This window comes from Microbacterium dauci (genome assembly GCF_030065535.1).
Lineage (GTDB): Bacteria > Actinomycetota > Actinomycetes > Actinomycetales > Microbacteriaceae > Microbacterium > Microbacterium dauci.
The window spans coordinates 50718-77616 of record NZ_JASJND010000002.1; the positions used below are offsets into that span (position 1 = coordinate 50718).

The window sequence follows — 26899 nt, forward strand, 5'->3', positions numbered from 1 at the left end:
TCAGCGCCTCGTCCCGACCCGTGCCGCGGCGATGCGGGTCGTCAGCTGGTGCGCGTGTGCGAGGAGCGTCCTCCCGAGCGCGGGGAGGCGGTCGGGGCCGAAGCGGAACCCGACGCCGGTGAGGCTCAGCGCCCATTCCGGCCGGCCGAGGTGGTCGAACACCGCCGCGCCGAGGCCCCAGCTCCCCTCCACGATGAGGCCCGGGTTCACCGCGTACCCGCGGTCTCTGGTCTGCGCGAGCCGGGTGCGGAGCGGATCCGCATCGTGGGACGCGCCCCAGGTCGCCGCGAGCGCCGGATGCCGCCCCAGATACGCGTCCACGTCGGGTTGGGGGAGGAACGCGAGGATCGCGAGGCCCGCCGAGGCCACGCCGAGCGGGAAGCGCGTGCCCTCGCTCAGCACGAACGAGCGGATGGGGAACGAGCCCTCTTCGCGGAGGAGGCACACGGTCTCATCGCCGCGGCGCACCGAGAAGAAGGCGCTCTCCTCGGTGCCCTTCGCGAGGCTCCGCACGATGTCGCGGGCGAGCGGCGTGACGTCGTACCGCGCCGCCGCCGATGCGCCCATGAGGAACAGTTCGGGCCCCGGCATCCATCGAGAGGTGTCCGGGTCCTGATCGACGAGGCCCTCCGCGCGCAGGGCGCTGAGCAGGCGATGTGCCGTCGACCGGGTCAGTCCGGTGGTCTGCGCCAGTTCCTGGATGCCGCGACCCGTATCGCCGCCGGCGCTCACGAGGCGGAGCAGCGCCGCCGCGCGCGCGATGGCCTGCGCTCCCGGTACCACGCTCGTCGTGTCCACATGATGGACACTACGAGCCGCTCGGTCCACATCGCAAGCGTCCGCTTGCTCTCGCGCAGCGCGCCGCGCACGCTGAGATCACGACACCACGAAGGAGTGCAGCGTGATCGACAAGACCTTCCCCTCGGCAGAAGCGGCCGTCGCGGATATTCCGGACGGGGCATCGCTCGCGGTCGGTGGCTTCGGACTTTCCGGCAACCCCATCGCCCTCATTCAGGCGTTGCTCGCGCAGGGGACGAGCGACCTCTCGATCGTCTCCAACAATTGCGGCGTGGAGGACTGGGGGCTGGGCGTGCTCCTGCAGGCCAAGCGGATCCGGAAGATGACCTCGTCGTACGTCGGCGAGAACAAGGAGTTCGAACGCCAGTTCCTCTCCGGCGAACTGGAGCTCGAACTTACGCCCCAGGGGACGCTGGCTGAGAAGCTCCGCGCCGGCGGCGCAGGCATCGCCGCGTTCTTCACGCAGACCGGCGTCGGCACCCAGGTCGCCGAGGGCGGGCTGCCACGCCGGTACGACGGCGCCGGGGGCATCGCCGTCGCGTCGCCCGCGAAGGACGTGCGCACCTTCGACGTCGGCGGACGCACGGGTGACTACGTTCTCGAGGAGGCCATCGTCACCGACTTCGCCCTCGTCCACGCACGCCGCGGCGACCGGCACGGCAACCTCGTCTTCAACAAGGCGGCACGCAACTTCAACCCGCTCGCCGCGATGGCGGGCCGGGTGTGCATCGCCCAGGTCGAGGAGCTCGTCGAGCCCGGCGAGCTCGACCCCGATCAGGTCCATCTACCCGGCGTCTTCGTCCACCGCATCGTGGAAGTCGGCACCGGGATCGAGAAGCGCGTCGAGCGCCGCACCGTCGCGAACGAAGGAGTCTGACATGGTGTTGTCCCGCACGGAATTGGCCGCGCGTGCGGCCGCGGAGCTCACCGACGGTTCGTACGTCAACCTCGGTATCGGGCTCCCGACCCTCGTCCCCAACTACATCCCCGAGGGCGTCACCGTCGTCCTGCAGTCCGAGAACGGCATCCTCGGCGTCGGTCCGTACCCCGAGGCATCCGCCGTCGATCCCGACCTCATCAACGCGGGCAAAGAGACGGTCACGACCCTCCCGGGTTCTGCCTTCTTCGACTCCGCGACGAGCTTCGGCATGATCCGCGGCGGCAAGATCGACGCCGCGATCCTCGGCGCGATGCAGGTCTCGGCGACCGGCGACCTCGCGAACTGGATGATCCCCGGAAAGATGGTCAAGGGACCAGGCGGAGCGATGGACCTCGTGCACGGCGCTGCGAAGGTGATCGTCCTCATGGAGCACGTCGCGCGCGACGGTTCCCCGAAGATCGTGGCGGACTGCACCCTGCCGCTCACGGGGCGAGGCGTGGTCGACCGCATCATCAGCGACATGGCGGTCATCGACGTCACCCCCGGCGGACTCGTCCTCGTCGAGACGGCCCCCGGCATCTCGGTGCAAGAGGTCATCGACGCCACCGCGGCCCCGCTCACCGTTCGTGAAGGAGTATCGGCATGACCGAAGACATCGTCATCGTGGCAGCGGCACGCACGCCGCAGGGACGCCTCAAGGGTCAGCTCGCGTCGTTCTCGGCGCCCCAGCTCGGCGCGTTCGCGATCGCGGGTGCGCTCGAGCGCGGCGGTGTCCCCGCCGATGCGGTCGACGCGGTGATCATGGGTCAGGTGCTGCCGGCCGGTTCGGGGCAGAACCCCGCACGCCAAGCGGCGCTCGGCGCGGGGATCGGCTGGAACGTCCCCGCCAGCTCGGTGAACAAGGTCTGTCTGTCCGGGCTGACCGCCATCATCGACGCGAAGCGGATGATCGCCTCGGGGGATGCCACGGTCGTCATCGCCGGTGGCATGGAGTCGATGACCCGCGCCCCGCACCTGCTCATGGGCTCGCGCGACGGCTGGGCCTACGGCTCGGTCGAGGTCATCGACCACATGGCTCACGACGGGCTCACCGACGCCGCGGACCAGGTCTCGATGGGGACGTCGACGGAGCGGCGCAATCCGGACTTCGGGTTGACCCGCGAGGCGCAGGACCGCGTCGCGGCGCTCTCGCACCAGCGCGCTGCAGCGGCGGCCGCCGAGGGTGCCTTCGATGCCGAGATCGTGCCGGTCCAGGTGCCGCAGCGGAAGGGCGACCCGGTGGTCGTCATTCGCGACGAGGGGGTGCGTCCCGACACGACGGAGGACTCCCTTGCGGGGCTGCGCCCCGCGTTCGCGAAGGACGGCACGATCACCGCGGGGAACGCGTCGCAGATCTCGGACGGCGCGGCCGCTGTCGTGGTCACGACGCGTGCAGAGGCCGAGGCGCAGGGGTGGACGGTGCTCGCGGTCGTCGGCGCAGCCGGGCAGGTCGCCGGTCCCGACAATTCGCTCCACGCACAGCCTGCGCGAGCGATCGAGCAGGCGCTGCGACGTCAGGGGATGGATGCCGCATCCCTCGACCTGGTCGAGATCAACGAGGCGTTCGGTGCGGTCGTCGTGCAATCGCAGCGCGAGCTGGGGGTCGACGAGGCGATCGTGAACATCCACGGTGGCGGGATCGCCCTGGGGCATCCGATCGGTGCTTCAGGCACCCGACTCGTGGTCCATGCCGTCCATGAGCTCGCGCGTCGGGGCACGGGGGCGGCGGCGGTCGGTCTCTGCGGTGGCGGTGGTCAGGGCGAGGCGCTCATCTTGACGCGCTGATGGAGGTCAGCGACGGAGCCGCTCACGGAGCAGGTCGTTACGACGGTCGGCGACGGGCGAGTCGAGCGGGATCATCTTCGCCCGGGCGGCGCGACGCGTGTCGACGACGCTGCCGATCGCGAGGGCGAGGGTGATGCCCCAACTGAGCCACGCGAGCGCCGTCCGCCAGGTGAACGGCTCATCGCTCCGAGCCGACCGGAGGAGCGTGAGCCCGCCGGTGATCGCGGAAAGCAGGCCGGTGCCGAAGACGTACTTGCGCATACCACCCACGGTAGCGCGCAGGGTCCGCTCGGGTCGGGTTGTTAGCCTGGGGTTGACACCCGAGAGGAACCCCTTGACTGTCGCTGCCGATTTCGTCGTCGTGTCCAACCGTCTTCCCGTCGATCGCACCGACGACGACGCTGAGCCCTGGCGGAGGTCGCCCGGAGGGCTCGTTACTGCGCTCGACCCGGTGATGCGGTCAGCTGACGGCGCGTGGGTCGGGTGGGGCGGCAAGGCCGACCTCGACGTGCCACCGTTCGAGTTCGACGGGCTCCGACTCGTCCCGGTGCCGCTGAGTACCGACGAGATCCAGCTCTACTACGAGGGCTTCTCGAACGACACGATCTGGCCGCTGTATCACGACGTGATCGCCGCGCCCACGTACCACCGCGCGTGGTGGGACTCCTACGTGAAGGTGAACCGCCGGTTCGCAGAGGCCGCGTCCGAACACACCGCAGAGGGCGGCACCGTCTGGGTGCACGACTATCAGCTACAGCTCGTCCCCAAGATGCTCCGCGAGCTCCGACCCGACCTCACGATCGGATACTTCCACCACATTCCTTTCCCCGCATACGGCATCTACGCGCAGCTCCCGTGGCGACGTCAGGTGCTCGAGGGACTCCTCGGTGCCGACGTCATCGGGTTCCAGCGGGTGGCCGACGCCGGAAACTTCGCTCGCGCGGTCCGCCGGCAGCTTGGTTTCGACACGAAAGCCGGCGCGATCGCGGTTCCCACTGAAGACGGCGGGCGCCGCACCGCGATCGCCCGCGCCTACCCCATCTCGATCGACGTCGCCTCGTACGAGGACCTCGCGCGACGCCCCGACATCCGCGCGCGTGCCGCCGAGATCCGCGAGAGCCTCGGCGACCGCAAGATTCTGCTCGGTGTGGATCGGCTCGACTACACGAAGGGCATCCGGCACCGGTTGAAGGCCTACGGCGAGCTGCTCGCCGACGGGCGGCTCTCGGTGCACGACGTGATCCTCGTGCAGGTCGCGAGCCCGAGCCGGGAGCGTGTCGAGACGTACAAACAACTCCGCGATGAGATCGAGCTCACCGTCGGCCGCATCAACGGCGACGCGGACGAGCTGGGTTACAGCGCGATCCAGTACCTCCACCACTCGTATCCGCGCGAAGAGATGGTGGCGCTCTACCTGGCGGCCGACGCGATGCTGGTCACTGCGCTCCGTGACGGGATGAACCTCGTCGCGAAGGAGTACGTTGCGAGCCGCGTCGACGGCGGGGGAGCGCTCGTGTTGAGCGAGTTCACCGGCGCCGCGGACGAACTCACGCACGCAATCAAGGTCAATCCGCACGACATCGTCGGCCTGAAGGAGGCGATCCTCCAGTCGATCGAGCTTCCCGCACGGGACCTCGATCGGCGGATGCGCGCGCTGCGACGCCGTGTCCGCGAGAACGACGTCGCCAAGTGGTCGCAGCGCTTCCTCACCGATCTGTCCGCCGCGCGTCGGGACGGCGCATGAGCGTGACGGTCGCTGACCTCGCCCGCACCGACCACCTGCTTGTCGCGCTGGACTTCGACGGCACACTCGCGCCGCTTGTGGACGAACCGATGACGGCGCGTGCGACGCCGGCGGCGAAGGCCGCCGTCGCCGCGCTCCTCGACGCACCCGCGACGACCGTCGCGTTCGTGTCGGGTCGTTCCCTGCACGATCTTCGGGTCATCGGGGAGCACGATGACGCCTCGTCGATCGCGCTCGCGGGATCGCACGGGGCCGAGTTCTGGCTGCCCGCGGAGCTCGCCGAACACGACGACGCTGCGGGCGCTGCGACCGACGACGAGGCAGCCCTCCGCGACAGGCTCCGTGCCGAGGCCGAAGCCCTCGCCGCCAATGTCGACGGCGCGTGGATCGAGCCGAAGGCGTTCGGTTTCGCGGTGCACACGCGGACGACGACGGATGCCGCGGACGCGGCCACCCTCGGTGACGCCGTCGACGCCCTCGTCGCCGCGGACGCGCCGACGTGGCGTCGCCGCGTCGGGCACGACCTCCGTGAGTACGCCTTTCGAGATGTCGGGAAGGACGGCGCCGTCGCGCACCTGCGGGATCTCAGCGGCGCGACCGCCGTGGTCTTCGCCGGCGACGACGTCACCGACGAGGACGCGCTCCGCTCGCTCGGCGACGCGGACCTCGGCATCCGGGTCGGGGGCGGCGAAACGGCGGCATCCGTCCGCGTCGACGACATCGCCGGACTCGCCGACCTGCTCATGACGCTCGCGCACGCCCGGTCCGCATCGCGGCAATAGACTTCGAGAATGCCTGCACCGGAAGACACCATCGACATCAAACCCCGCAGCCGCGCGGTGACGGACGGCATCGAAGCCACCACGTCCCGCGGCATGCTCCGAGCCGTCGGCATGGGCGACGAGGACTGGGACAAGCCCCAGATCGGCATCGCGTCCAGCTGGAACGAGATCACCCCCTGCAACCTCAGCCTCGACCGCCTCGCGCAGGGCGCCAAGGAAGGCGTCCACTCGGGCGGCGGCTACCCGCTACAGTTCGGCACCATCTCCGTCTCCGACGGCATCTCGATGGGCCACGAGGGCATGCACTTCTCGCTCGTCTCGCGTGAGGTCATCGCCGACTCGGTCGAAGCGGTCATCATGGCCGAGCGCCTCGACGGCACCGTCTTGCTCGCAGGCTGCGACAAGTCGATCCCCGGCATGATGATGGCGAGCGCCCGCCTCGGGCTCTCGAGCGTCTTCCTTTACGCCGGCTCGACCATGCCGGGATGGGTCAAGCTCAGCGACGGCACCGAGAAGGACGTCACGATCATCGACTCGTTCGAGGGCGTCGGCGCGTGCCGTGCCGGCAAGATGAGCGAGGCCGACCTCAAGCGCATCGAGTGCGCGATCGTCCCCGGCGAGGGCGCCTGCGGCGGCATGTACACCGCCAATACGATGGCGTCGGTCGGCGAGGCGCTGGGACTCAGCCTTCCCGGTTCGGCGGCCCCGCCCGCAGCAGACCGCCGTCGCGACTACTTCGCCCACCGCTCGGGCGAAGCCGTGGTGAACCTGCTCCGCCAGGGCATCACGACGAAGGACATCCTTACGAAGGAGGCGTTCGAGAACGCGATCGCCCTCGTCATGGCGCTCGGTGGTTCGACGAACGCGGTGCTCCACCTGCTCGCCATCGCGCGCGAGGCCGAGGTGGACCTCACGCTCCACGACTTCAACCGCATCGGCGACAAGACCCCGCACGTCGCCGACATGAAGCCGTTCGGCCAGTACGTCATGAACGACGTCGACCGTCACGGCGGCATCCCCGTCGTCATGAAGGCGATGCTCGACGAGGGGCTGCTCCACGGTGATGCCCTCACCGTGACGGGTAAGACGCTCGCCGAGAACCTGCGCGAGCTCGACCCCGAGCCGATCGACGGCAAGGTCATCCACACGTTCGACGACCCGATCCACGCCAGCGGCGGCATCACGATCCTGCACGGCTCGATGGCGCCCGAGGGCGCCGTCGTGAAGACGGCCGGCTTCGACGCCGCTGTCTTCGAGGGTCCTGCCCGCGTGTTCGAGCGCGAACGTGCCGCGATGGACGCCGTCGCGAACGGCGAGATCGAGCCCGGCTCGGTCATCGTCATCCGTTACGAGGGCCCCAAGGGCGGACCCGGCATGCGCGAGATGCTCGCGATCACCGCCGCCATCAAGGGCGCGGGGCTCGGAAAAGATGTACTACTCTTGACGGACGGACGATTCTCAGGCGGCACAACCGGCCTGTGCATCGGCCACATAGCACCCGAAGCGGTGGACGCAGGTCCCATCGCCTTCGTGCGCGATGGTGATCTGATTCGGGTCGATATCGCAGCCCGCTCCCTCGACCTACTCGTCGACGAAGCGGAGCTCGCCTCCCGCCGCTCTGGCTGGGAGCCGCTTCCCCCGCGCTATACCCGTGGCGTGCTGGCCAAGTACTCGAAGCTCGTGCGCTCCGCTGCGGAGGGCGCGACGACGGGCTAGGCCCCCACACACCCCGTCATCCATCACGCAGAGGTAACTCCATGTCTTCAGACACCGTCGCCGCTGTGCCCCGGCCCCCTGCCGGAGGCGCATCCACACCCGTCCTGACCGGAGCGCAGGCCGTCGTCCGCTCGCTCGAGCTGCTCGGCGTCACCGACGTCTTCGGGCTGCCCGGCGGGGCGATCCTGCCGGTCTACGACCCGCTCATGGACACGTCCGAGATCCGCCACATCCTGGTACGCCACGAGCAGGGCGCCGGTCACGCGGCCGAAGGCTACGCCGCGGCATCCGGTCGGGTCGGCGTCGCCATCGCGACGTCGGGCCCGGGCGCGACCAACCTCGTGACCGCCATCGCCGACGCCTACATGGACTCGGTGCCGCTCGTCGCGATCACCGGCCAGGTCTTTTCGACTCTGATGGGGACGGATGCCTTCCAGGAGGCGGACATCGTCGGCATCACGATGCCGATCACGAAGCACTCCTTCCTCGTGAAGGACGCCAAGGACATTCCCGGCGCGATCGCCGCGGCCTTCGAGATCGCGTCGACGGGCCGTCCCGGTCCCGTCCTCGTCGACATCACGAAGGATGCGCAGCAGGACGAAGTGCCGTTCGTGTGGCCGCCGAAGATCGATCTGCCGGGCTACCGGCCGGTGACGAAGGCGCACGGCAAGCAGATCCAGGCCGCCGCGCAGCTGATCGTCGACGCGAAGAAGCCCGTGCTGTACGTGGGTGGCGGCGTCGTCCGCGCCGGCGCGTCCGCAGAGCTCCTCCGTCTCGCCGAGGCCACCGGCGCACCGGTCGTGACGACGCTCATGGCGCGGGGCGCGTTCCCCGACTCGCACCAGCAGCAGCTCGGCATGCCGGGCATGCACGGCACCGTGCCCGCGGTCCTCGCGCTGCAGGAGGCTGACCTGCTCATCGCCCTCGGTGCACGATTCGATGACCGGGTCACCGGCAAGGCCGCGCTGTTCGCGCCGCACGCGAAGGTCGTGCACGTCGACATCGACCCCGCTGAGATCTCGAAGATCCGTACGGCGGACGTCCCGATCGTGGGTGATCTCAAGGACGTGCTCGTCGATCTGGATGCCGCCTTCGCGGGCGCTTCCGAGGGGGCGAAGCCCGACATCACCGAGTGGTGGTCGTACCTCGACGGCCTGCGCGATGAGTTCCCCCTCGGGTACGCGCCGACGACCGACGGTCTGCTCGCGCCGCAGTACGTCATCCAGCGCATCGGCGAGCTCACCGGTCCCGAGGGCGTGTACGCCGCGGGCGTCGGCCAGCACCAGATGTGGGCGGCGCAGTTCATCAAGTACGAGCGTCCCAACGCGTGGCTGAACTCCGGCGGCGCGGGCACGATGGGCTACTCGGTCCCGGCTGCGATGGGCGCAAAGGTCGCCCAGCCCGACCGTGCTGTGTGGGCGATCGACGGCGACGGCTGCTTCCAGATGACGAACCAGGAACTCGCGACCTGTGTCATCAACAAGATCCCGATCAAGGTCGCGATCATCAACAACTCGTCGCTCGGCATGGTGCGGCAGTGGCAGACACTGTTCTACGACGGCCGCTACTCCAACACCGACCTGAACACGGGCCACGACACCATTCGGGTGCCGGACTTCGTGAAGCTCGCCGAGGCCTACGGCTGCATGGCGATCCGTGTTCAGAAGGAGGACGAGGTGGATGCCGCCATCCAGACCGCCCTCGAGACGAACGACCGCCCCGTGGTCATCGACTTCGTGGTGAGCGCCGACTCGATGGTCTGGCCGATGGTGCCGCAGGGCGTCAGCAACAGCTATGTCCAGTACGCGCGTGAGCACGCGCCGACGTTCGACGAGGAGGCGTGACGATGAGCAAGCACGTGCTCAGCCTCCTGGTGGAGGACAAGCCGGGTCTGCTGACCCGTGTCGCCGGGCTCTTCGCCCGTCGCGGCTTCAACATCGACTCCCTCGCGGTGGGCGTCACCGAGGTGCCGGGCCTGTCCCGCATCACGGTCGTCGTCGACGTCGAGGAATTCCCGCTCGAGCAGGTGACCAAGCAGCTCAACAAGCTCGTGAACGTCATCAAGATCGTCGAGCTCGACTACGCGGCATCCGTCCAGCGCGAGCACATGCTCGTGAAGGTGCGGGCCGACAACCAGACCCGATCGAACGTGATCGAGGTCGTCAACCTCTTCCGCGCGTCGGTCGTCGACTACGCGACCGACGCCCTCGTGGTGGAGGTCACCGGCGACCGCGGCAAGGTCGATGCCTTCCTCCGCGCCCTCGAGCCGTTCGGCATCAAAGAGCTCGCGCAGTCCGGCATGGTCGCCATCGGCCGTGGCGGCAAGAGCATCACCGAGCGCGTGCTGCGCGGCTGACTGACCGATACTTTTCGACCGACATCAACAAGGAGACACACACGAACATGGCTGAGATCCTCTACGACGCAGACGCCGACATCTCGATCATCCAGGGCAAGAAGGTGGCCATCGTCGGCTACGGCTCGCAGGGCCACGCCCACGCGCAGAACCTGCGCGACTCGGGTGTCGAGGTCGTCATCGCCCTCAAGGAGGGGTCGAAGTCGGCGCCGAAGGCGACCGAGGACGGTTTCGAGGTCAAGTCGGTGGCGGATGCCGCCGAGTGGGCCGACCTCATCATGATCCTCGCACCCGACCAGCACCAGCGCGGCATCTTCAACGACGAGATCAAGCCCCACCTCGCCGCCGGCAAGACCCTCGCCTTCGCGCACGGCTTCAACGTGCGCTTCGGCTACATCGAGGTTCCGGACGACGTCGACGTCATTCTCGTCGCGCCGAAGGCTCCGGGTCACACCGTCCGTCGCGAGTTCGTTGCCGGCCGTGGCATCCCCGACATCATCGCGGTCGAGAAGGACCCTTCCGGCACCGCCTGGGCGACCGCGCTTTCGTACGCGAAGGCGATCGGCGGCACCCGCGCCGGCGTCATCAAGACGACCTTCACCGAAGAGACCGAGACCGACCTGTTCGGTGAGCAGGCAGTGCTCTGCGGTGGTGTCTCGCAGCTCGTCCAGTACGGCTTCGAGACCCTCTCCGAGGCCGGCTACCAGCCCGAGATCGCGTACTTCGAGGTGCTGCACGAGCTGAAGCTCATCGTCGACCTCATGTGGGAGGGCGGCATCGCCAAGCAGCGCTGGTCGGTGTCCGACACCGCTGAGTACGGCGACTACGTCTCGGGCCCGCGCGTCATCGACCCGCGCGTCAAGGAGAACATGCAGGCCGTCCTCGCCGACATCCAGAACGGCGCGTTCGCGAACCGCTTCATCGGCGACCAGGACAACGGCGCCGTCGAGTTCCAGGAGCTGCGCGCCAAGGCCGCGTCGCACCCGATCGAGGCCGTCGGCAAGGACCTGCGCGCGCTCTTCGCGTGGAAGCAGCAGGACGCGGACTACGTCGAAGGATCCGCTGCTCGCTGATCCTCGTGACTCTCGGCAGACCCGCCGAGGACGGCTTGCATCGCGCAGCGGTGCGTGAAGCCACGGAGGCCCGACCCTGACCAGGGGTCGGGCCTTCGGCGTCGATAGGATCGAGGGCATGGCATCCGATCCGCATGGCGACGACGACGCGTTCCGCTGGGAAGGCGATGACGCGCCCTCGACACCGGTGAAGAAGTCCGCAGCGACGCCCGTGGCTCCCGCTGCGGAGCCGCTCGCCGAGGGCTGGCAGGCCGTCGGCAAGGGCAGCGAGACCATCGAGGAGGCGGCGGCGGGGGAGCCCGCGCCGCTCGGCAACGTCGCGCTCGTGAGCATGGGGCTGCTCGGCGGCATCTACCTGCTCTACACGGTGGGGTGGGTGCTCGGCGGCATCCGCATGTTCGACGCCGGCGTCTTCCTCGTCCCCGCATACGCGGTCATTCCGGTCGTGTGGGTGGCCATCGGGGCCTGTGCGGTGTGGTTCGGCGCGACGATGCTGCTCACCCGCCACGCCGCCGTCTGGGTCCGGTTCGTGTGGCTCGTCGCCGGTGTCTTCCTGCTCGTTCCGTGGCCGTTCGTGATGGGAGTCTGAACCGTGTCGGCATCCGTCTCCTCACGTCCCCGTCCCACCTGGATGACACCGGCCGTCGCCGGCGCGTTCGGGCTGTTCTACGCCTACGCGGTGTGGAGTGCGATCGGCTTCCTGATCGCCCAGGCCACCTCGGGCAGCGGCCTGAACGGTGCCGGCTGGGCCGTTCTGCTGTTCGCGGTCGTCTTCCCGATCGTGGTCTTCGTCGCCGGTGTCGCGCTGAGCCGGCGGCGCGCGCTGTGGCAGTTCGCGCTCATTCTCCTGGCCGGGCTCGGGCTCGTTGCGGTGTTCTGGCTGAATATCCTCGCCTACGCGTTCACCTCCGGGCAGTCGCTCATCGCGGGCTGACCAGCGTCACACGGTCGGGCGCCCTGCGCTCGGCCCGGTAGGCTGGCGGATGCCGCGTACCGACGTCGGGCCGGGTGTCTGACATCGTGGCGATCCACCCCCGCGTACCCCGAAGGTCTGCCGTGCCCAAGCCTGTCGTGCTCATCGCCGAAGAACTCTCTCCCGCCACGATCGAGGCCCTCGGCCCCGACTTCGACATCCGCTCGGTCGACGGTGCGGACCGCGCCGCGCTGCTGCCGGCGCTGGCGGACGCCGACGCGGTGCTCATCCGCTCGGCGACGAAGATGGACGCGGAGGCGATCGCCGCAGCGCCGTCGCTGAAGGTCATCGCCCGCGCGGGCGTCGGCCTCGACAACGTCGACATCAAGTCGGCGACAAGCGCCGGCGTCATGGTCGTCAACGCGCCGACCTCCAACATCATCTCGGCCGCCGAGCTCACGGTCGGGCACATCCTGAGCCTCGCCCGCCACATCCCGGCCGCCCATGCCTCGCTCGCCGCAGGCGCGTGGAAGCGTTCGTCGTTCACCGGGACCGAGCTCTTCGAGAAGACGGTCGGCATCATCGGCCTCGGCCGCATCGGCGCCCTGATCGCCGCCCGCGTGCAGGCATTCGGCGTCTCGGTCGTCGCGTACGACCCCTATGTCACCCCGGCGCGCGCCCAGCAGCTCGGCGTCCAGCTCCTCCCGCTCGACGAGCTTCTGGCCACGAGCGACTTCGTGACGATCCACATGCCGAAGACGCCCGAGACGACCGGCATGATCGGCGCCGAGCAGTTCGAGATCATGAAGACGTCGGCCTACGTCGTGAATGTCGCGCGCGGCGGTCTTATCGACGAGGAGGCGCTGTACACCGCGCTCACCACGGGTCAGATCGCCGGTGCCGGTCTCGACGTCTTCACCTCGGAGCCCCCGAAGGAGGACGGCACGGCCTTCCCGCTGTTGTCGCTCCCGAACGTCGTGGTCACCCCGCACCTCGGGGCATCCACCGACGAAGCGCAGGAGAAGGCGGGTGTCTCGGTCGCGAAGTCGGTCAAGCTCGCGCTCGAGGGCGACTTGGTTCCGGATGCCGTGAACGTGGCCGGCGGCGTCATCGACCCCTTCGTGCGTCCCGGCATCGCCCTCGTCGAGCAGCTCGGCCAGATCTTCACCGGCCTCGCGCCGAGCGCGCTCACGAGCCTCGACATCGAGGTGCGCGGCGAGCTCGCCGACTACGACGTGAGCGTCTACCGCCTCGCGGCGCTGAAGGGCATCTTCACGAACATCGTCAGCGAGAACGTGTCGTACGTGAACGCGCCGCTGTTCGCCGAGCAGCGCGGCATCGAAACCCGCCTCATCGTCGAGTCCGAGAGCCCCCTGTACCGGAACATCACGATCCTCCGCGGCACGCTCGCCGACGGCACCGTGCTCACCGTCGAGGGCACCCTCGCCGGCACCCGCATGGTCCCGAAGGTCGTCGGCATCAACGGTTACGAGGTCGAGGTGCCGATCAACCGGTACCACGTCGTCATGCGCTACGCCGACCGTCCCGGCATCGTCGCGATCTACGGCCAGAAGCTCGGTGAGGCCGGCATCAACATCGCCGGCCTCCAGGTCGCGCGTCCCGACGCCAGCGGCCGCGCGCTCTCGGTCCTCACGGTCGACTCGCCGATCCCCGAGCAGATGCTCGAGGAGCTCCGTCAGGCCGTCGCCGCCGACCTCTTCCGCCAGATCGAACTCACCGAGGTCTGAGATGTCGGCGTCGCGGTCGCGGGCAGTGCCTGCGGGTGCGCGCCGGCATTGGGTGCACGGCATCGCCGTGTTCCTCGCCCTGGGCGCAACGGGGTGCACCTCGACCGAGGTCACGTGTCCGGCGATTGCATACTTCGCAACCCTCGAGGTGCGGGTCGCGGGGGCTGCGGCATCCGTCGACGACGTCGTCCTGTGCCTCGATGATGTGTGTGCCACCGAGGGTGCTGCATCCGAAGTCGGCATCGTCACGACGCCGCCGGTTCGGAGCGACGACACCTGGACCTTCACGGGGGAGTTCCCCGAGGGGATGACGGTCCGCGCAGTGGATGCCGCGGGCGAGGTGCTCGTCGATCAGGTAGTCGACGTCACCTGGACCCGCATCGGCGGTACTGAAGCGTGCGGCGGACCGACGTTCGGCTCGCTGACGCTCGAGATCTGACCGCGGCGTCAGCGCGCGGCGCGCTCGACGAGGGCGATGAGCGCGTCGAGATCGGCGCCGCGGGGGAGTGGGCCCGGCAGAGCGCCCTCTCCCAGTGCGCTGTTGAAGTAGAGGCCGTCGCTGACGAGCAGCACGAGCTGCAGTGCCGTCTCGTCGCGCGTGTGCGGGCGGAGCGCCTCCTCCCACCGGGTGCGAACCCGTCGGAGGGATGCAGCGGCGTCTGCGTGCCCGGTCTGCGCCAAGCGCGACGCCGCGACGATCGCCCGGTCGAGCGGCGAGTCGGTGTGCAGCGACGTGCGGATGAACGTCGCGACGACGCCCTCCGCGTCTGCGCTCATGTCGTCGAGGTCCTCTTCGACGAGCCGTTCGAGCCGCTCGAGGAGCGCGCCCTCGAGGGCGTCCTTCGAGGCGAAGTGGTACAGCAGGCCGCCCTTGGAGACGCCTGCGGCGGCGGCGACGGCGTCCATCGTGGCGCTGCGCGCGCCGCCGTCGATGAGCGCTGCTTCGAAGGCGTCCAGCACCTTCTCCCGTGCGTGCGGCGGTCTGCTCATGGGTCGATCCTCTCGCGCCGGCATCCGTTCCGCTGTTACTATACCGGCTGGACGGTAAAGAAATGATGACGTTGACGGATGAACTGCGCGTGGCCGACGCGGCCGGCAAGAAGCAGGGCTGGCGCGGCTGGGCTGCGCTCGTCGTGCTGATGCTCCCGGTGTTGCTCGTGTCGGTCGACAACACGGTGCTGAGCTTCGCGCTCCCGGCGATCGCGCGAGACCTCGCGCCCTCGAGCGCCGAACAGCTCTGGATCATCGACGCGTACCCGCTCGTGCTCGCGGGCCTCCTCGTCACGATGGGCTCACTCGGCGACCGGTTCGGACGTCGACGGATGCTGCTCATCGGCGCGACCGGCTTCGCGGCAGTCTCGGCCCTCGCGGCCTTTGCGCCGACGGCCGGACTCCTCATCGCGGCACGCGCCGCGATGGGTGTCTTCGGCGCGATGCTCATGCCCTCGACGCTGTCATTGCTGCGGAGCATCTTCACCGACCGCGACCAGCGGCGGCTCGCGATCGCCGTGTGGGCCTCGATGTTCTCGGCCGGCGCGGCGCTCGGACCCATCGTCGGTGGCATCCTGCTCGAGCAGTTCACCTGGGGCTCGGTCTTCCTCATGGCTGTGCCGGTGCTCGTGCCCCTGCTCGTCCTGGCGCCGATCCTCGTACCCGAGAGCCGTGACCCGCGTCCCGGCGCGATCGACCCCGTGAGCATCGTGCTGTCGATGGCCGCGATGGTCCCGGTCGTCTACGCGATCAAGGAGGCGGCGGTGCACGGCTTCGGCGTGCTGCCGGTCGTCCTCGCTGTCGTCGGCCTCTGCTTCGGTTGGCTCTTCGTGCGCCGCCAGCTGCGTGCTCGTACGCCGATGCTCGACATGCGACTGTTCCGGCGGGGCACCTTCAGCGGCGCCCTCCTCGTCAACTTGCTGAGCGTCGTCTCGCTGGTCGGGTTCCTCTACTTCGTCACGCAGCACCTGCAACTCATCATCGGGATGCCGCCGCTCGAGGCCGGCCTCGCCCTCGTGCCCGGTCTCGCGCTCATGATCGTGGCGGGGCTCTGCGTGGTGCCGATCTCGCGTCGGGTCTCGGCGCGGATCGTCGTACCGGCGGCGCTCAGCCTGTCTGCGACCGGGTACATCCTGATCGCGCTGTCGACGGATGCCAGCTCTGTCGGCCCGCTCATCGCAGCCTTCGCGCTGCTCGGTGTCGGCATCGGCGCCGCCGAGACGGTCTCGAACGAGCTCGTGCTCGCCAGCGCTCCGCCGGCGAAGGCAGGCGCCGCGAGTGCCGTCTCCGAGACCGCGTACGAGCTCGGTGCCGTCCTCGGCACCGCGGTCCTCGGTGGCATCCTCACGGCGCTCTACCGCGGTGGCATCCAGATCCCGTCCGGTGTGCCGAATGGGGCAGCGGATGCCGCTCGCGAGACCCTCGCCGGTGCGGTGACCGCCGCCGAGCAGCTTCCCGCCGACATCGGTATGGCGCTGACGGATGCCGCGGCGCACGCGTTCGACGCGGGCGTCGGTGTCACCTCGCTCATCGGGGCTGGCCTCGTCGTCTGCGCCGGCGTGATCGCGGCCACTACGCTGAAGGGGTCCCACTCGCCGCAGACCGACCACTGAGTCCGCGCGGCGACACCACCCCACACGAGGAGAGCGATGTCGCGCGTCGTGAAGTTGGCCGTCATCCCCGGAGACGGCATCGGACCCGAGGTCATCGCCGAGGCGACGAAGGTACTGGATGCCGCGACGGCGGGCTCCGACGTCACCTTCGAGCAGACGGCGTTCTCGCTCGGCGCGGGACGGTACCTCGAGACCGGTGACACGCTCACCGACGCCGACCTCGCATCGATCGCGTCCCACGACGCGATCCTGCTCGGCGCGGTCGGCGGCATGCCCGGCGACCCGCGGCTGAAGGACGCGAACATCGAGCGCGGCCTCCTGCTGAAGCTCCGCTTCGCGCTCGACCACTACGTGAACCTGCGGCCCTCCCGCCTGTACCCCGGCGTGCCCGGACCGCTGGCGGAGCCCGGCGAGATCGACTTCGTCGTCGTCCGCGAGGGGACCGAGGGGCCGTACGTCGGCAACGGCGGATCGATCCGCACCGGGACCCCGCACGAGGTCGCGAACGAGACGTCGGTCAACACGGCGTACGGCATCGAGCGCGTCGTGCGGTTCGCCTTCGCGCAGGCCGAGAAGCGGCGGAAGAAGCTCACACTCGTGCACAAGACCAACGTGCTCGTGCACGCCGGCGGCATGTGGAAGCGGATCGTCGACGAGGTGGCATCCGAGCACCCGGACGTGGCCGTAGACTACTTGCACGTGGACGCGGCAACGATCTTCCTGGTCACGAACCCGGGCCGCTTCGACGTGATCGTCACCGACAACCTCTTCGGCGACATCCTCACCGACTTGGCCGGCGCCGTCACCGGAGGCATCGGTCTCGCCGCATCGGGGAACATCAACCCCGACGGCGCGTTCCCGTCGATGTTCGAGCCCGTGCACGGCTCCGCGCCCGACATCGCCGGACAGCAGATCGCCGATCCCACCGCCGCGATCCTCTCCGTCGCCCTGTTGCTCGAGCACCTCGGGCTGGACGACGAGGCCGAGCGCGTCACCCGCGCCGCGCGGGAGGACATCGCGGAACGGGACGGCTCCACCCGCACGACCGCGCAGGTCGGCGACGCCATCACCGCACGTCTCCGGGCGTAATCTGGTCAGATGCGCAGGGCGCCGACACTGCGCGAGGAACAGGACGAAACAATGACCCTCACCCCCACCGACCTCGCCCCGCTTACGTTCGCCGTGACGAAGAACCTCGCGGCGAAGAGCCCCGCCGAGCGTGACGAGATCCTCGCGAACCCCGGCTTCGGCACGAACTTCACCGACCACATGGTCGACGTCTGCTGGTCGGCGAAGGGCGGCTGGCACCGTCCCCGCGTCCAGCCGTACGGACCGATCTCGCTCGATCCGGCCGCTGCGGTCCTGCACTACGGCCAAGAGATCTTCGAGGGCATCAAGGCGTACCGTCACGCCGACGGCTCGATCCACACGTTCCGTCCGCTCGAGAACGCGCGTCGTCTGCAGCGGTCGGCCCGCCGTATGGCGCTGCCCGAGCTCCCCGAGGAGTACTTCCTGCAGTCGCTGCGCGAGCTCATCGCGGTCGACGGCGCATGGGTGCCCGGCGGCGACGACCAGAGCCTGTACCTGCGCCCCTTCATGTTCGCGAAGGAAGCATTCCTCGGCGTGCGTCCCGCGCAGAAGGTGGCCTACTACCTGATCGCGAGCCCCGCCGGTGCCTACTTCAAGGGTGGCGTCACCCCCGTGAAGATCTGGCTCAGCGAGGACTACGCGCGCGCCGGCAAGGGCGGCACGGGCGCCGCGAAGACCGGCGGCAACTACGCCGCGAGCCTCCTGCCCCAGGCGCAGGCACATGAGCAGGGCTGCGACCAGGTCGTCTTCCTCGACGAGGACGGCAACGTCGAGGAGCTCGGCGGCATGAACGTGCTGTTCGTCATGAAGGACGGCACGATCGTCACCCCGCAGTCCCCGTCGATCCTCGCCGGCATCACCCGCGAGTCGATCCTCCAGCTCGCGAAGGACCGCGGGCACCGCGTCGAACAGCGCCCGGTCTCGCTTGCCGAATGGCGCGAGGGCGTGGCATCCGGCGACATCGTCGAGGTCTTCGCGTGCGGCACCGCCGCCGTCGTGACGCCGATCGGTGTGCTGAAGACCGCGACGTTCGAAGACGTGCAGCCCACGGGTACCCTCGCGCTCGAGCTGCGTCAGCACCTCACCGACATCCAGTACGGTCGCGCTGAAGACACCCACGGCTGGCTCGAGCGGCTGGACGGCTGACCCGTGCGGATCGTCCGGTACAGCCGACAGGAGTCCATCCGCTACGGGATCGTCGACGAGAAGGAGGTCGTCGAGCTCGCCGGCGACCCGCTCTTCGCCGGGTTCGAGACGACGGGGGAGCGGATCCCGCTCGCCGAGATCACGCTGCTCGCACCGTCGATCCCTCGCTCGAAGATCATCGGCATCGGCAAGAACTACCGCGATCACGCCGCCGAGATGGGCGGTGAGGCGCCCGCAGAGCCGCTGATGTTCCTGAAGCCCAACACGTCCGTCGTCGGTCCGAACGATGCGATCGTCCGCCCGACGCAGTCGTCGCGGACCGACTACGAGGGCGAGCTCGCCGTCGTGATCGGCCGCGTCGCGAAGAACGTCCCCGCCGAGCAGGCGCTCGAGTACGTGTTCGGCTACACGATCGCGAACGACGTGACGGCGCGCGACCTCCAGTCGTCGGACGGGCAGTGGGCCCGGGCGAAGGGCTTCGACACGTTCTGTCCGCTGGGGCCCTCAATCGAGACCGAGTTCGACCTGGATGCCGGTGCCCGCATCGTCACGCGGGTCAACGGCGAGGTCCGCCAGGACGGGCCGATCTCCGACATGGTGCACTCGGTGCCCGAGATCATCGCCCACGCGTCGGCGGCATTCACGCTGCTGCCGGGTGACGTCCTGCTCACCGGCACGCCTGCGGGGATCGGGTCGTTCGACGCCGGCGACGTCATCGAGGTCGAGATCACGGGGCTCGGCATCCTGCGCAACACCGCGCGGAATGCCTGAGCCCCTGGAGCTCACCGAGGCGGAGGTCGCCCGCGTCCAGCGCCGCACCGTCCGCGTGCTGGCGGCGGGGCAGGTGCTCGGCGGTGTCGCGTTCGGTGCGACCGTGTCGCTCGGCGCCCTGCTGGCGGCCGACCTGTCGGGGCAGGAGTCGCTCTCCGGCCTCGCGACCGCGTCGGTCACGCTCGGCGCTGCGCTGTGCGCGATCCCGCTCGCCCGACTCGCCGCAGCACACGGTCGCCGGCGCGCCCTGACGCTCGGGAACCTGCTCGCGTTCGTGGGCATCGCCGTCGTCATCACCGCGGCGGCGACGCGGCTCTTCCCGCTGCTGCTGCTCGGCGTGATCCTCATCGGGGCGGGCAACGCGGGCAACCTGCAGTCGCGCTTCGCGGCGACCGACCTCTCCCACTCGACCCGACGCGGCCGCGATCTCGGCACCGTCGTCTGGGCGACGACGGTCGGCGGCGTCCTCGGGCCGCTCATGCTGACACCGGGCGAGGTGGTCGGCACCTGGCTCGGGATGCCGCCGCTCACGGGCTCGTACGCGTTCTCGATCGTCGCGCAGAGCATCGCGCTCGTGCTGTACCTCGTCGGACTTCGCCCGGACCCGCTGAAGGTCGCGCAGCAGCTCGCGCGCTCGGGTGCGGCATCCGCGCACCACATCGTCGACGTCGACCGACCGGTCGTCGCCCGCTACGCGGTGTTCGCGGTCGCCGGGTCCCATGTCGTCATGGCGTCGGTCATGGCGATGACACCGGTGCACCTCTCGCACCTCGACCCGTCGAACGTCACGACGATCGTCGGCGTCACGATCGCGCTGCACGTCTTCGGCATGTACGGGCTCTCGCCGGTGTGGGGCATCCTCGCCGACCGGTGGGGCAGGCTCCGCACGATTCTGACGGGCCAGGCGATCCTTGCGGCATCGCTGGTCCTCGCGGCCGTGGCACCGGAGTCACCGGGCGCGGTCCTCGTCGCGTTGCTGCTCCTCGGACTCGGGTGGAGCGCCGCCACCGTCGGGGGAGCAGCACTGCTGACTGAGGCGACCCCCACGGCGCTTCGGCCGCAGCGGCAGGGCCGCAGCGACACCGCGATGACGCTGTGTGCGGCCATCGGAGCCGTGCTCGCCGGCGGCATTCTTCAGCTCATCGGGTACGGCGGTCTCGCGCTCGTCGCACTCGTCGTCGTCATCGCGATTACCGTGCTCGCGCCATCGGCACGACGCTGAGGCGGGGGAGCGGTCGGTCGTAGACTGGACGGTGATGTCTGCTGCACCGCACCCCCTCACCACGACCGCTTCCGGGAGCGACGTCCGCGTCCGCTTCTGCCCGTCGCCCACCGGCCTGCCGCACGTCGGTATGGTCCGCACCGCGCTGTTCAACTGGGCCTACGCCCGCCACACCGGCGGCAAGCTCGTGTTCCGCGTCGAAGACACCGACGCCGCCCGCGACAGCGAGGAGAGCTACCGCCAGCTCGTCGACGCGCTGACCTGGCTCGAGATCGATTGGGACGAGGGCGTCGAGAAGGGCGGCCCGCACGGGCCGTATCGCCAGTCGCAGCGTCACGACATCTACCGCGGCGTGCTCGAAAAGCTCATCGCCTCGGGCGCCGTGTACGAGTCGTACTCGACCGCCGAAGAGATCGACGCCCGCAACGAGGCGAACGGCCGCGCGAAGCAGCTCGGCTACGACAACTACGACCGCACGCTGACCGACGAGCAGAAGGCCGCGTTCCGCGCTGAGGGCCGCGAGCCCGCGTGGCGCGTGCGCGTCCCCGATGAGGACGTCACCTACGTCGACCTCATCCGCGGTGAGGTGACCTTCCCCGCGGGGTCGTTCCCCGACTTCGTGATCGTGCGTGCGGGTGGCATCCCGCTCTACACGTTCACGAACCCCGTCGACGATGCGCTCATGGGCATCACCCATGTGCTCCGCGGCGAGGACCTCATGCCGTCGACGGCGCGCCAGCTCGCGCTCTACGCCGCACTCGTGGATGCCGGTGTCACGACGTTCGTCCCGCGCTTCGCGCACATGCCGCTCGTGCTGGGTGAGGAGGGTACGAAGAAGCTCTCCAAGCGCGACCCGAAGGCAGATCTCTTCCTCCAGCGTGAGAAGGGGTTCATCCACGAAGGACTGCTGAACTACCTGTCTCTGCTCGGCTGGTCGATCGCGGCCGACCGTGACGTCTTCAGCCGGCAGGAGCTCATCGAGGCGTTCGACATCGTCGACGTGAACCCGAACCCGGCGCGCTTCGACCAGAAGAAGGCCGAGTCGATCAACGGCGACCACATCCGCATGCTCGCGTCGGACGACTTCGCCTCGAGGCTCGTGCCGTACCTCGTGGGTGCGGGCGTCGTCAGCACGCCGCCGACCGACGCGCAGCTCGAGTTGCTCGCGCAGGCGGCGCCGCTCGTGCAGGAGCGCATGCAGATGCTCGGCGAGGCGCCGGGGCTGCTCGGCTTCCTGTTCCGCGACGTGGACGGCTACGACGAAGACGCGCTCAAGGGCCTCCCGGCGAACGCCGCCGAGGTGCTCGCCGCGTCCGCCGAGGCGCTGGCCGCCGTGCCCGCTGACGCGTTCACGGCTGACGCGATCCAGGCTTCCCTTGCCGGTGCCCTCATCGATGGGCTGGGCCTGAAGCCGCGCATCGCCTACGGCCCCGCGCGCGTCGCGCTCAGCGGGCGTCGCGTGTCGCCGCCCCTGTTCGAGTCGATGGAACTGCTCGGTAAGGACGTGACGCTCGCGCGCCTCGAGCAGCTCCGCGCGACACGCGGCTGACACGTCGCCGGTTTGGACCGGAGCCTGCCGTGGGCTAAGCTTGATCCTCGGTACGACTTCGGTCGAAGCCCCTTGGGGTATGGTGTAATTGGCAACACGGCTGATTCTGGTTCAGTTGTTCTTGGTTCGAGTCCAGGTACCCCAGCAAGGTGAAAACCCCCGCCCCGGCGGGGGTTTTGCGTTGCGCGGACGATGCGCAACCATGATTCCATGGACGCCGATCGCCACCGTTCCGCACGGCAGATGACGTTCATCCCCGCGCGAGCCGTCGTAGCCGGGGCGTTCGCCGCATGGGGCACGATCATGGCTGTCGCCATTGTGCTCACGGTGATCGGCGCGATCGTGGCACCGGACCGCGCCGGGTGGGCGGCCTTCGCGATGTTGGCAGTCACGGTGATGAGCGCCGTACTCGTCGGGCTGGCGGCGGTCATCGCGTGGGCGGTGTCACCGCTGCTCGGTGCGCTTCCGTCCCGCGGAGGCCGGATCGGCGCGTGGGCGCTGTTCGGGATGATCCTCGGCGCCGTCCTCCCGCTCGTGTTCCTGGGCGGCGGCGGACCAGTGGGAACGACAGGTCTGGCGGTCCTCGGGGGCGCCGCGACGCTCGCCGGAGGCACGGTTGCGAACCGCGTCCGACGGCGTACGACGACTCGCTGATACCCGGATCCGGCGCAGTGCGGGAAGATGGCCGCATGGGGCTCTTCACGCAACGACCCGAAGATCCGACCGAGTGGGCCGGGCTGCCCGGTGAGCCGCTCCGTCGGCAGGGCGCGGCATCCCACCTCGACGCGGATGACCGGTGGCGCCCCGAGCTCGTCGGTGATGCACCCGCGGGCGTGACGTCGATCGAGATCTTGATGCCGCAGCATCCGGAGACTGTCGGGACGGATGCCGCGGGAGCAGACGGAGACGGCGACTGACCGTCAGCGCATCGCCTCGCCGATGTAGGAGTACTTGACGAAGACGTCGCTCGCCCAGCCGGCCTCCTCGAGGACGCCCTGGACGGCGCTCAGCATGTATTTCGAGTCCCACCCCATGTAGAGGTACTGGCCGGGCGCGAGCTCGTCCCACTGCCCGTTCCACGCCTTGGCCGGATAGACCGGCCCGCCGCGCCGCGCGCGTCGTAATCCTCCATGCGTGACATGTGAGCCCTCCCTCGGCCTCGATCCTCCAGGAGTACCGCAGGATCGAGGCCGGGTCGCACACCCTTGACGCCGGACGGAGGTGTGTGGGTCAGGACGTGGCGATCCAGGCGGCGGTGTCGGGCGGGAGCAGGCCCTCGACGAGGGGATGCGACGACGCGAGCACCTCGCCTTCGGGAAGCGCCACCGCCTGCGCGCCCATCGCCAGGGCGACCACGACACCGTCCGACCGCCGGCAGGTGACCAGCCCGTCGTCCGTGACCGCCCAGGTCGAGGTCGCGGCGGCGTCGAGGCCGCCCTCGACCAGCAACTGCGCGCGCAGGCGCGTCGTGGAGCGCACGAGGTGCAACAGCGAATCGGGGTCGTCCTGCTGCACCTGCACCGACCGCGTTCCCCACCCGAGCGGCACGGGAAGCCACGGTTCCGCGGCCCCCGCCGGGGAGAAGCCGAAGGCGCCGTCGGGCTCGGCCGTCCATGGCATCGGCACGCGTACACCGTCGCGAGACACGCCGCCGCGGTGCCACATCGGGTCGAGCCGCGCCTCGATCGGCACATCGACTTCGGGCAGCCCGAGTTCCTGACCCTGGAAGAGGTAGGCGGGGCCGGGAAGCCCGAGAAGCGCGAGCACCGCGGCTCGTGCGCGGCGCTCGCCGCGCTCGCCCGCTCCGAACCGCGTGGCGCTGCGCACGAGGTCGTGATTCTCCAGCGCCCAGGTCGGGGCGGCGCCGTATCGCGCGCGCGCCGCCTCCAACTCTGTGCCGACGGCGGCCCACTGGGCCGCATCCCAGTCGAGCTTGGCGAAGGCGAACGCGAAGGTCTGGTGCATCTCGTCGGGTCGGGTGTACCGCGCGGAGCGCTCGGGCGGCAGGTTCACCTCGCCGACGAGCAGCCGCGGCGGGTCGTACTCCTCGGCCACCCGCCGCCAGCGGCGGTACACCTCGTGCACGGGCTCCTGGTCCATCGCGAGGGGGTTCGAACGCAGGCCGTCGATGACCGTCGGCACCACCGGTGAGTCGGGCAGCCCCTCGGCCTTGAAAAGGCCGTGCGCCACGTCGACGCGCACGCCGTCGGCGCCGCGCTCCAGCCACCAGCGCAGGACGTGCTCGAAGTAGTCGCCCACGGCGGGGTTGCGCCAGTTCCAGTCCGGTTGCGCGGGGGCGAACAGGTGCAGATACCACTCGGTGTCGGTGTCGGAATCCGGACGCGCGCGCGTCCACGCCGAGCCGCCGAACACGCTCAGCCAATTGTTGGGCGGCGAGCCGTCGGGGCCGCCCTCGGCGAAGTGGAACCACTCGCGCTCGGGCGAGCCGGGACCCGCGGCCAGCGCCGCCCGGAACCGCTCGTGCTGATCGGAGGTGTGGTTGGGGACGAGGTCGACGATGATGCGGACGCCGTGCGCGTGAGCCCGCGCGAGCAGCTCGTCGAAGTCGGCGAGGGTGCCGAACATCGGATCGACGTCGAGGTAGTCGCTGACGTCGTAGCCCTGGTCGACCTGGGGGGAGCGCTGGAAGGGCGTCAGCCAGATGCCGTCGACGCCGAGCCCGGCGATATACGGCAGGCGGTCGGTCACCCCGCGGAGGTCCCCCACCCCGTCGCCGTCCGAATCGGCGAAGGAGCGCGGGTACACCTCGTAGATGACCGCCGTCCGCCACCACCGGTCGGTATCAGTCACTTCCCGGCTCCCGAGGTGAGGCCCTCGACGATGCGGCGCTGGAAGATCAGGATCATGATGACCAACGGGATGGTGACGATCACGCCCGCCGCCATCTGCTGCGCGTACGGCGACTCGAAGTCGCTCGCGCCGGTGAACAGCGAGATCGCCACCGTCGCGGTGCGGTAGGCCGGGTCGTTCACCATCGACAGCGCGATGATAAACTCGTTCCAGCTTTCGATGAAGGTCAGGATCGCGGTCGTGAACACCCCGGGGGCGGCCAGCGGCAGCAGCACCTTGCGGAAGGCCTGCCACTTGGTGGCGCCGTCCATGAGGGCGGCCTCCTCCAGGTCGTACGGCAGCTGCTTCATGAAGGTGGTGAGGTTCCACACGGCGAGCGGGATCGCGAACGACAGGCTCGGCACGATCATCGCCTGGTAGGTGTTGATCCACCCGATGTCGGAGAACAGCCGCAGCAGCGGCACGACGACGGAGATGCCGGGGAACATCGAGGTGCCGATGATGATCGCCAGGATCGCGGTCTTGAAGCGGAACTTCAGCCGGGCGATGGCGTACGCGGCGAAGATCGCGACGACCAGCGCGAGCGCGGTCGTCACCGACGCGACGATCAGGCTGTTGAGGAGGGCGCGGCCGAACTGCGTCGAGCCGGAGAAGACGTCGGCGTAGTTCTCGAGCGTCCAGGTGGTCGGCAGCAGCGTCGTCTCGAAGATGTCCGAGGGCTCGCGCAGGCTCGAGACGACCATCCAGTAGAACGGCGCCAGGCAGTACACGGCGATGATCGCGATGATGAGGATGCGGCCGGTGCCGCCCAGCCAGGGCCGGCGGGTGGCGCCGCGCAAGTCGGCGGACGTCAGGGAACGCGAAGGGGTGGCGACGCTCATGCGCGGGCCTGCTTCCGGAATCGGGCGGCGCGGCGGGGTCGGTCTTTCGACCCGACGACGTTCGCGCCGAGGAGCTTGACGAAGACGAACGCGATGACGGCGACGTACACCACGAGCACGATCGAGAAAGCGGATGCGGTGCCGTACTCGAGCTGGTTGGACGAATCCCACGCGAGGATCGACATGGTCTCGACCGAGGGGTTGCGCGGCCCGATGAGCACGAAGGGCAGGTCGAACATCCGCAGCGCGTCGAGCAGGCGGAACAACACCGCCACCAGCAGCGCCGGGCGCACGAGCGGGAGGGTGATCGACACGAACTGGCGCCAGGCGCCGGCACCGTCGAGCTTGGCGGCCTCGTACACCTCGCCCGGGATGATCTGGAGCCCGGCGAGCACCAGGAGGCCGATGAACGGCGCGGTCTTCCACACCTCGGCGGTGATGACGGCGATCTGGGCGGCGAAACCGTCGGCGGTCCAGAGCACCTCCTGGCCGGTGAGGGTGTTGACGATGCCCTCGGACTGGAAGATCCAGCGCCACAGCAGGCCCGACACCGCCGTGGGGATCGCCCACGGGATCAGGATGGCGGCGCGCAGGAACGCCCGGCCCTTGAACGCGCGGTTCATCAAAACGGCGAAGGTCACGCCGATCGCCGTCTCCAGGGCGACCGAGACGAACGTGAAGAACGTCGTGTTCCACAGGGCGTTGTAGAACCTGTCGCTGCCGGAGCCGACGAAGATGTCGAGGTAGTTGGCGAGCCCGACGAACTGGTCGCCTTCGACGACGAACCCGCTCTCGTCGAGGCCGGAGTTGGACGCGAACAGCGACTGGTACACGGCGGACAGCAGCGGATAGAGGATGACGAGGGCGAGGACGAGGAATGTCGGCGACAGCAGCAGAGCCGCGCGACGGCCTTCTCGGGGTCCCTTGTCGCGCGCGGGCACGGTGGCCGGCGCCAGAGACGTCGTGGACATCGGGATCTTCCTGGGTGGAGGA

General features: G+C 69.5%; 27 protein-coding genes and 1 tRNA gene. 22 read left to right on the plus strand and 6 right to left on the minus strand.

Translation table 11 applies throughout. The features are described from left to right. Positions 1–798: an IclR family transcriptional regulator gene (locus QNI14_RS03755; protein WP_283714965.1), complete on the minus strand. Its 798-nt coding sequence runs from the start codon at positions 796–798 to the stop codon at positions 1–3. Positions 799–901: 103 nt separating this feature from the next. Between QNI14_RS03755 and QNI14_RS03760 the strand changes: the two genes are divergently transcribed. Genes QNI14_RS03760 through QNI14_RS03770 form a run of 3 tightly spaced genes read left to right on the plus strand, consistent with a single transcriptional unit; the run spans position 902 to position 3502 of the window. Further along, positions 902–1675 (plus strand): CoA transferase subunit A, encoded by a 774-nt coding sequence (locus QNI14_RS03760; protein ID WP_283714967.1) that lies wholly within the window; start codon positions 902–904, stop codon positions 1673–1675. Position 1676: 1 nt separating this feature from the next. Further along, positions 1677–2324: a 3-oxoacid CoA-transferase subunit B gene (locus QNI14_RS03765; RefSeq protein WP_283714969.1), complete on the plus strand. Its 648-nt coding sequence runs from the start codon at positions 1677–1679 to the stop codon at positions 2322–2324. Continuing rightward, positions 2321–3502, plus strand: a complete 1182-nt coding sequence (locus QNI14_RS03770) for an acetyl-CoA C-acetyltransferase (RefSeq protein WP_283714971.1) — start codon at positions 2321–2323, stop codon at positions 3500–3502. Before QNI14_RS03765 ends, QNI14_RS03770 begins: the two co-directional genes overlap by 4 nt. A gap of 6 nt (positions 3503–3508) precedes the next feature. Here the strand turns inward: QNI14_RS03770 and QNI14_RS03775 are convergent, their stop codons facing one another. Continuing rightward, positions 3509–3763: a hypothetical protein gene (locus tag QNI14_RS03775; RefSeq protein ID WP_283714972.1), complete on the minus strand. Its 255-nt coding sequence runs from the start codon at positions 3761–3763 to the stop codon at positions 3509–3511. A gap of 73 nt (positions 3764–3836) precedes the next feature. On the opposite strand from QNI14_RS03775, the gene QNI14_RS03780 reads away from it, so the two are divergent. The 10 genes from QNI14_RS03780 (at position 3837) to QNI14_RS03825 (ending at position 14273) form a co-directional block, all read left to right on the plus strand. After that, a complete protein-coding gene (locus tag QNI14_RS03780) occupies positions 3837–5246 on the plus strand; it encodes an alpha,alpha-trehalose-phosphate synthase (UDP-forming) (RefSeq protein WP_283714973.1) in 1410 nt (469 codons plus the stop codon). Then, a complete protein-coding gene (otsB, locus tag QNI14_RS03785; RefSeq protein ID WP_283714975.1) occupies positions 5243–6028 on the plus strand; it encodes a trehalose-phosphatase in 786 nt (261 codons plus the stop codon). Before QNI14_RS03780 ends, otsB begins: the two co-directional genes overlap by 4 nt. 9 nt (positions 6029–6037) lie before the next feature. Further along, positions 6038–7744, plus strand: a complete 1707-nt coding sequence (ilvD, locus tag QNI14_RS03790) for a dihydroxy-acid dehydratase (RefSeq protein WP_283714976.1) — start codon at positions 6038–6040, stop codon at positions 7742–7744. Between the two features lie 41 nt (positions 7745–7785). Then, positions 7786–9588 (plus strand): acetolactate synthase large subunit, encoded by a 1803-nt coding sequence (locus tag QNI14_RS03795; RefSeq protein ID WP_283714978.1) that lies wholly within the window; start codon positions 7786–7788, stop codon positions 9586–9588. Between the two features lie 2 nt (positions 9589–9590). Beyond that, positions 9591–10100 (plus strand): acetolactate synthase small subunit, encoded by a 510-nt coding sequence (ilvN, locus tag QNI14_RS03800; RefSeq protein WP_283714979.1) that lies wholly within the window; start codon positions 9591–9593, stop codon positions 10098–10100. A gap of 47 nt (positions 10101–10147) precedes the next feature. After that, a complete protein-coding gene (gene ilvC / locus QNI14_RS03805; protein WP_283714980.1) occupies positions 10148–11173 on the plus strand; it encodes a ketol-acid reductoisomerase in 1026 nt (341 codons plus the stop codon). Positions 11174–11291: 118 nt separating this feature from the next. After that, complete coding sequence (locus QNI14_RS03810) at positions 11292–11762, plus strand: DNA polymerase III subunit gamma/tau (protein ID WP_283714982.1); 471 nt, start codon at positions 11292–11294, stop codon at positions 11760–11762. A gap of 3 nt (positions 11763–11765) precedes the next feature. After that, the gene (locus QNI14_RS03815) at positions 11766–12107 is read left to right on the plus strand and encodes a M48 family metalloprotease (RefSeq protein WP_283714983.1); all 342 of its coding nucleotides are present in this window, start codon (positions 11766–11768) and stop codon (positions 12105–12107) included. A gap of 122 nt (positions 12108–12229) precedes the next feature. Beyond that, on the plus strand, positions 12230–13834 hold the full coding sequence (gene serA / locus QNI14_RS03820; RefSeq protein WP_283714984.1) for a phosphoglycerate dehydrogenase: 1605 nt from the start codon (positions 12230–12232) through the stop codon (positions 13832–13834). A 52-nt stretch (positions 13835–13886) separates the two neighbouring features. Beyond that, the gene (locus QNI14_RS03825) at positions 13887–14273 is read left to right on the plus strand and encodes a hypothetical protein (protein WP_283714985.1); all 387 of its coding nucleotides are present in this window, start codon (positions 13887–13889) and stop codon (positions 14271–14273) included. 8 nt (positions 14274–14281) lie between these two features. Here QNI14_RS03825 and QNI14_RS03830 read toward each other — a convergent pair whose 3' ends face one another. Continuing rightward, positions 14282–14824, minus strand: a complete 543-nt coding sequence (locus QNI14_RS03830; protein WP_283714986.1) for a TetR/AcrR family transcriptional regulator — start codon at positions 14822–14824, stop codon at positions 14282–14284. Positions 14825–14889: 65 nt separating this feature from the next. Between QNI14_RS03830 and QNI14_RS03835 the strand changes: the two genes are divergently transcribed. The 9 genes from QNI14_RS03835 to QNI14_RS03875 all read left to right on the plus strand — a co-directional run bounded on the left by QNI14_RS03835 (position 14890) and on the right by QNI14_RS03875 (position 23131). Beyond that, entirely contained in the window at positions 14890–16437 is a 1548-nt protein-coding gene (locus QNI14_RS03835; protein WP_430539240.1) for an MFS transporter, read from the plus strand. A gap of 36 nt (positions 16438–16473) precedes the next feature. Then, the gene (locus tag QNI14_RS03840) at positions 16474–17526 is read left to right on the plus strand and encodes a 3-isopropylmalate dehydrogenase (RefSeq protein ID WP_283714989.1); all 1053 of its coding nucleotides are present in this window, start codon (positions 16474–16476) and stop codon (positions 17524–17526) included. Positions 17527–17577: 51 nt separating this feature from the next. Next, positions 17578–18672 (plus strand): branched-chain amino acid aminotransferase, encoded by a 1095-nt coding sequence (locus QNI14_RS03845; RefSeq protein WP_283714991.1) that lies wholly within the window; start codon positions 17578–17580, stop codon positions 18670–18672. Positions 18673–18675: 3 nt separating this feature from the next. Then, the gene (locus QNI14_RS03850; protein ID WP_283714992.1) at positions 18676–19443 is read left to right on the plus strand and encodes a fumarylacetoacetate hydrolase family protein; all 768 of its coding nucleotides are present in this window, start codon (positions 18676–18678) and stop codon (positions 19441–19443) included. After that, a complete protein-coding gene (locus QNI14_RS03855; RefSeq protein ID WP_283714993.1) occupies positions 19436–20665 on the plus strand; it encodes an MFS transporter in 1230 nt (409 codons plus the stop codon). Before QNI14_RS03850 ends, QNI14_RS03855 begins: the two co-directional genes overlap by 8 nt. 34 nt (positions 20666–20699) lie before the next feature. After that, entirely contained in the window at positions 20700–22214 is a 1515-nt protein-coding gene (gltX, locus tag QNI14_RS03860; protein WP_283714994.1) for a glutamate--tRNA ligase, read from the plus strand. A 73-nt stretch (positions 22215–22287) separates the two neighbouring features. Then, positions 22288–22359: transfer RNA gene (locus QNI14_RS03865), tRNA-Gln, on the plus strand. A gap of 65 nt (positions 22360–22424) precedes the next feature. Beyond that, positions 22425–22868 carry a hypothetical protein gene (locus tag QNI14_RS03870; RefSeq protein ID WP_283714995.1) on the plus strand — a complete coding sequence of 148 codons (444 nt, stop codon included), beginning with the start codon at positions 22425–22427 and terminating at the stop codon, positions 22866–22868. A gap of 35 nt (positions 22869–22903) precedes the next feature. Continuing rightward, positions 22904–23131: a hypothetical protein gene (locus tag QNI14_RS03875; protein WP_283714996.1), complete on the plus strand. Its 228-nt coding sequence runs from the start codon at positions 22904–22906 to the stop codon at positions 23129–23131. 313 nt (positions 23132–23444) lie between these two features. Here the strand turns inward: QNI14_RS03875 and QNI14_RS03880 are convergent, their stop codons facing one another. The 3 genes from QNI14_RS03880 to QNI14_RS03890 are packed head-to-tail and all read right to left on the minus strand — an operon-like array spanning position 23445 to position 26877. Beyond that, positions 23445–25025 carry a glycoside hydrolase family 13 protein gene (locus tag QNI14_RS03880; RefSeq protein ID WP_283714997.1) on the minus strand — a complete coding sequence of 527 codons (1581 nt, stop codon included), beginning with the start codon at positions 25023–25025 and terminating at the stop codon, positions 23445–23447. Continuing rightward, positions 25022–25906, minus strand: a complete 885-nt coding sequence (locus QNI14_RS03885) for a carbohydrate ABC transporter permease (RefSeq protein WP_283714998.1) — start codon at positions 25904–25906, stop codon at positions 25022–25024. The genes QNI14_RS03880 and QNI14_RS03885 overlap by 4 nt, the downstream gene beginning before the upstream one ends. Next, complete coding sequence (locus QNI14_RS03890; RefSeq protein ID WP_283714999.1) at positions 25903–26877, minus strand: carbohydrate ABC transporter permease; 975 nt, start codon at positions 26875–26877, stop codon at positions 25903–25905. Before QNI14_RS03890 ends, QNI14_RS03885 begins: the two co-directional genes overlap by 4 nt. Positions 26878–26899: the final 22 nt, after the last annotated feature.

Excerpts from the sequence above, each read along its gene's own strand:
- QNI14_RS03765 (WP_283714969.1), top strand. The coding sequence starts at position 1,677 with ATGGTGTTGTCCCGCACGGAATTGGCCGCGCGTGCGGCCGCGGAGCTC.
- QNI14_RS03770 (WP_283714971.1), top strand. The coding sequence starts at position 2,321 with ATGACCGAAGACATCGTCATCGTGGCAGCGGCACGCACGCCGCAGGGA.
- QNI14_RS03775 (WP_283714972.1), bottom strand. The coding sequence starts at position 3,763 with ATGCGCAAGTACGTCTTCGGCACCGGCCTGCTTTCCGCGATCACCGGC.
- otsB (WP_283714975.1), top strand. The coding sequence starts at position 5,243 with ATGAGCGTGACGGTCGCTGACCTCGCCCGCACCGACCACCTGCTTGTC.
- ilvD (WP_283714976.1), top strand. The coding sequence starts at position 6,038 with ATGCCTGCACCGGAAGACACCATCGACATCAAACCCCGCAGCCGCGCG.
- QNI14_RS03795 (WP_283714978.1), top strand. The coding sequence starts at position 7,786 with ATGTCTTCAGACACCGTCGCCGCTGTGCCCCGGCCCCCTGCCGGAGGC.
- ilvN (WP_283714979.1), top strand. The coding sequence starts at position 9,591 with ATGAGCAAGCACGTGCTCAGCCTCCTGGTGGAGGACAAGCCGGGTCTG.
- ilvC (WP_283714980.1), top strand. The coding sequence starts at position 10,148 with ATGGCTGAGATCCTCTACGACGCAGACGCCGACATCTCGATCATCCAG.
- QNI14_RS03810 (WP_283714982.1), top strand. The coding sequence starts at position 11,292 with ATGGCATCCGATCCGCATGGCGACGACGACGCGTTCCGCTGGGAAGGC.
- QNI14_RS03830 (WP_283714986.1), bottom strand. The coding sequence starts at position 14,824 with ATGAGCAGACCGCCGCACGCACGGGAGAAGGTGCTGGACGCCTTCGAA.
- QNI14_RS03835 (WP_430539240.1), top strand. The coding sequence starts at position 14,890 with ATGACGTTGACGGATGAACTGCGCGTGGCCGACGCGGCCGGCAAGAAG.
- QNI14_RS03840 (WP_283714989.1), top strand. The coding sequence starts at position 16,474 with ATGTCGCGCGTCGTGAAGTTGGCCGTCATCCCCGGAGACGGCATCGGA.
- QNI14_RS03845 (WP_283714991.1), top strand. The coding sequence starts at position 17,578 with ATGACCCTCACCCCCACCGACCTCGCCCCGCTTACGTTCGCCGTGACG.
- QNI14_RS03855 (WP_283714993.1), top strand. The coding sequence starts at position 19,436 with ATGCCTGAGCCCCTGGAGCTCACCGAGGCGGAGGTCGCCCGCGTCCAG.
- gltX (WP_283714994.1), top strand. The coding sequence starts at position 20,700 with ATGTCTGCTGCACCGCACCCCCTCACCACGACCGCTTCCGGGAGCGAC.
- QNI14_RS03870 (WP_283714995.1), top strand. The coding sequence starts at position 22,425 with ATGGACGCCGATCGCCACCGTTCCGCACGGCAGATGACGTTCATCCCC.
- QNI14_RS03875 (WP_283714996.1), top strand. The coding sequence starts at position 22,904 with ATGGGGCTCTTCACGCAACGACCCGAAGATCCGACCGAGTGGGCCGGG.
- QNI14_RS03885 (WP_283714998.1), bottom strand. The coding sequence starts at position 25,906 with ATGAGCGTCGCCACCCCTTCGCGTTCCCTGACGTCCGCCGACTTGCGC.
- QNI14_RS03890 (WP_283714999.1), bottom strand. The coding sequence starts at position 26,877 with ATGTCCACGACGTCTCTGGCGCCGGCCACCGTGCCCGCGCGCGACAAG.